This window comes from Antrihabitans stalagmiti (assembly GCF_016482825.1).
GTDB classification, from domain to species: Bacteria; Actinomycetota; Actinomycetes; order Mycobacteriales; family Mycobacteriaceae; genus Antrihabitans; species Antrihabitans stalagmiti.
The window spans coordinates 1-4,634 of the sequence record NZ_JAEMNV010000028.1; the positions used below are offsets into that span (position 1 = coordinate 1).

Below are 4,634 nucleotides of genomic sequence, written 5' to 3' on the forward strand. Positions count from 1 at the left end.
CGACATCTTCACCGAACTCCTCGACGCCGAACACGTCGGCGCCGACGACAACTTCTTCGAACTCGGCGGCAACTCCCTCATCGGCATGCGCGTCATCGCCCGCACCAACAACGCACTCGACACAACATTCGGGATCCGAGATCTGTTCGCCTATCCGACGGCCGCTGCTCTCGGGGCGCACGCCCGAAGAAGGACCGGCGCTACGCGCCGTCCTCTTGTTCCCGCGATCCGGCCGCAGCAGATCCCGCTTTCCCCACCGCAGGAACGCATCTGGTTCATCAATCAGCTGGATCCGCGATCGGCGGCGTACAACATTCCACTCGTTGTGCGGTTGTCGGGTGATCTGAACGTCGGCGCGTTCCGCGCGGCCGTGCGCGATGTCATTGCCCGCCACGAGTCGCTGCGAACGATGTATCCCCAGCTCGGCTACCGCCCCCAGCAGGTGATCCTGGACGAAGAGGCCTTTGCGCTTGACCTCGTTCCGGAGCGAGTCTCGGCACACGATCTTCCGGCACGCATCGCCGGAATAGTCGGCGCAGGTTTCGATGTCACCACCGAGGTACCGATTCGCGGCTCGCTTCTGGAGCTCGGCGACTCCGACTATGTACTTGCGTTGGCGATCCACCACATCAGCGCCGATGGCTTCTCGATGGGCCCACTCGCTCGTGATCTACTGGTTGCATACGGAGCGCGCGCGATCGACGCTGAGCCCGCCTGGGGCGAATTACCGGTGCAATACGCCGACTATGCGCTGTGGCAGCAGGACCTGCTCGGCTCCGAATCGGATCCGGACAGTGTGCTGTCCACCCAAATGGCCTATTGGCGAACACATCTCGACGCCCTACCCGAGCAGCTGGACCTGCCGCACGATCGGCCTCGCCCGGAAGTCGCCTCCCAACGAGGAGACTCGTACGAGTTCACTGTTCCCGTCGAACTGCATCGAGGCCTGAACAAGCTTGCCGGCGAACACAACTCGACGTTGTTCATGGCTGTGCACAGCGCACTCGCCGTTTTGCTCGCACGACTGTCAGGCACGGGTGACATCGCGGTGGGAACGCCTGTCGCCGGCCGCGGAGTCGCGGCGCTCGACGACCTCGTCGGAATGTTCGTCAACACCCTTGTGCTGAGGACCCACGTCGACACCGGCTCTACCTTCGCGGAAGTGTTGCGGGACAACAGAGAAGGCGATCTCGCTGCACTCGCCAATGCGGACGTGCCGTTCGAGCGGTTGGTCGAAGTCCTGAATCCACCGCGGTCGCAGGCCAGGCATCCACTGTTTCAGGTCATGCTCACCTTCCACAACCAGGCTGCCCCGACCTTCGACGTCGACGGCCTTGCGGTCAGCTCGATGCCGTCGTACGTCACTACGACGACCTACGACCTGCAACTCACGGTGACCGCCGCAATCGACGCCGACGGCCATGCACAAGGTATGCACTGCGTCGTGGCCTACGCGACCGACCTGTTCGACGAAGCCACCGTCGCGTCCTTCGCCGAACGGCTGCAACGCATTCTGTTGGCGGTTACAACCGATCCCCTGGTCCCCGTCGGCGACATCGATCTGCTGGACGCGACCGAGCGTCGGCACGTGTCGACCGAGTGGGTCTCGTCCGGCGACGATTGCGGCGCTGAGCTCACACTTGTCGAACGGTTCGATTGCATCGCCGCTGCGTATGCCAACGCTGTGGCCGTCCGATTCGGCGATACTGCGCTGACGTACGCGGAATTGGACGAGCGCTCGAATCGGTTGGCTCGCAGACTGATCGAGAGCGGCGTTACCACCGAGTCGCTGGTTGCGATTGCTCTGCCGCGTTCACTGGACCTGGTAGTCGCGTTGCTTGCCACGGTCAAGGCCGGCGGCGGATACCTACCGGTCGATCCGTCCTACCCCGCGGCACGCATCGAGTTTATGCTCGGCGACGCTCGACCTGTCTGTGCCATCACGACATCGGCGAGTGGTGTCGAGCTCCCCGCGGACCTGATGGTGCTCACCCTCGACACCCTCGACCTGGCGAGTGTGAGACCTGATCCGATCAGCGACTCCGACCGCTCGTCGCCGCTTTGCCCGTCGAACCTCGCCTACGTCATCTACACCTCTGGATCGACCGGCCGCCCGAAAGGCGTTGCTGTTCCGCATCGCAACGTCGTCAAGCTCCTCGCGAACACCGAGAAGGCCTACGGTTTCGACCACAACGACGTCTGGACGATGTTCCACTCCTACGCTTTCGACTTTTCGGTCTGGGAGCTCTGGGGACCTTTGCTGTACGGCGGATCCCTGGTCGTCGTCGACTACTCGACGTCGCGGTCTCCTGAAGATTTTCTGGAACTGCTTCGCCGCGAACGGGTTACCGTCCTCAATCAGACTCCATCTGCGTTTTACCAACTGGCCGAAGCAGATCGAGTGTCCGAAGGTAGCGAACTCGCATTGCGCTACGTCATTTTCGGTGGTGAAGCCCTCGAGGTTCGACGTCTGGCCGATTGGTACAGCCGCCATCCCGACGACGCACCACAGCTGGTGAACATGTACGGCATCACCGAAACCACAGTCCATGTGTCGCTGCGTGAGCTCGATCAGCAGACGGCCGTCTCCACAACTCGAAGCGTCGTAGGGCGGTCGATTCCTGGCCTTCGGGTGTACGTCTTGGATTCTCGCCTCCGGCCGGTTCCTGCCGGAGTGCGTGGCGAAATGTACATTGCGGGTGCACAACTCGCACGTGGCTATCTTGGGCGCCCAGATCTCACGGCAGCGCGCTTCGTCGCATCGCCGTTCGACGACAGCGGCGAACGCCTGTATCGAACTGGCGACGTCGCGTGTTGGAACTCCGCCGGTGAACTCGAGTACCTGGGTCGCTCGGACGACCAAGTCAAGATCCGCGGCTTCCGAATCGAGCTCGGCGAGATCGAATCAGCTGTCCTGGCAGGAGCCTCGATCGGCCAGGCCGTCGTAGTTGTACGAAACGACACCAACGATCAGCGTCTCGTCGCGTACGTGGTTCCCACGCCAGGCGAATCGATCGATCTCGACGAGCTACGCGAGGGTGTCTCCAGCTCGTTGCCGCCATACATGGTGCCTTCGGCATTTGTGGTCGTCGATTCGATTCCTCTGACCGCCAACGGCAAGCTCGACAAAGGCGCGCTACCGGTACCTACGTTCGCGTCGGCGATCTTCCGCAGTGCCACAACGGAAATCGAGCGGGTCGTTGCAGACGTGTTCGGCGCGGTGCTGGGAGTTTCGCAGGTCGGTCTCGACGACGACTTCTTTGCACTTGGCGGAAACTCGCTGCTGGCAACACAACTCGCAATGAGGCTCAAGGAGGCGAGTGGTATCGCCGTCCGCGTGCAATGGCTGTTCGCGACCCCGACGGTCGGGCAACTTGCGGCAAGAATGTCGGAGGAGTCGGCGGGAGCCATTGCCGCTGATCCTGATTCAGCACTGCAGGTGCTGCTGCCACTGCGGCGATCCGGCAACCTCGCACCATTGATCTGCGTGCACCCGATGTTCGGTCTGTCCTGGAATTACGCCAGCCTCCTGCCGCACCTCGACTCGAAGCGACCGGTCTACGGTCTGCAGACGCCGGTGGCACTCGAGCGGGATACTCGCGTCGAGTCGATCACAGCTCTGGCAGCGCGCTACGTCCACGAGATCCGCACGGTCCAACCGCATGGGCCCTATCATCTGCTCGGCTGGTCGCTCGGCGGCGTGATCGCGCATGCGATCGCCACCCAGTTGCAAGCCGACGGTACCGACGTGGAAACACTTGTGATGCTGGACAGCACACGACATACCGACCCTCACCGATTCCGGTCGGAACTTGTCGGACTGCTCGCCGAGTTGGGCATCGACATAGCGGACGACGAGAGCACCGACGAGTTGTCGATCGAGCGTGCAACAACTCTGCTCGAATCGATCCCCGACGAACTTGTTTCGCTGACCCCCGAACGAGTGCAGCGCATGTATGCGGGCGCAGTACGTTCGCTGCCGATATCGTCGGCTTTCGAGCCGGCGGTGTTCGACGGCGACCTGCTCTACTTCTCGGCGACCGAAGAGGTTGATCGGGCGTGTGGCCGGCAGGAATGGCGGCATTTTGTCACCGGCGAGGTCGTCGAAGTCGAACTTCCCTGCACGCACGGCGACATGCTGTCCGCAGCCTCGGCTGCGGTAATCGGACCAATGTTGGACGAGCGGATCGTCGACGCGAAGTAGCACTTGTTACAAGCGGAAGTCCACGGCTCGAGCCCTGCGCTGCCGCAATGTCCAGGCATTTTGCTCCGACCTCGACGAGGACTTGGACCTGTTGAATACGATGGGCAGTCGGCGCTTGCCCCCGCTCGCGCTGATCTGGACCTGCGGTGCCCGACTCGTCGAGTGCAGCGGAGCAGGAGACGAGTCGTTGGAGGTGGACAAGCTGGATCCGAAGGCCCGTTCAGACGAGTCGAGTCGCGCGGCTTCTTCGCCGCGCGCGAGCCGTCCCGCAGGTGCGTCCCGACGGCCGAGGCGAGCACGAAGCCGCGGCCTTACGTTGCCTCAGATCTTGGCGGCGGCTGTCGAGGCCAACCCGACGTCGGTTGGTGTCACCTGCGCGGGGCGTTCGTTGACCTATGCCGAACTCGACGAGCGGTCCTCGCAACTCGCC

1 protein-coding gene is annotated in these 4,634 nt (G+C 62.8%); it reads left to right on the forward strand.

Translation table 11 applies throughout. The features are described from left to right. On the forward strand, positions 1-4,204 hold a 4,204-nt coding region (locus JGU71_RS29510; protein WP_199708701.1), incomplete at its 5' end, for a non-ribosomal peptide synthetase. Positions 4,205-4,634: the final 430 nt, after the last annotated feature.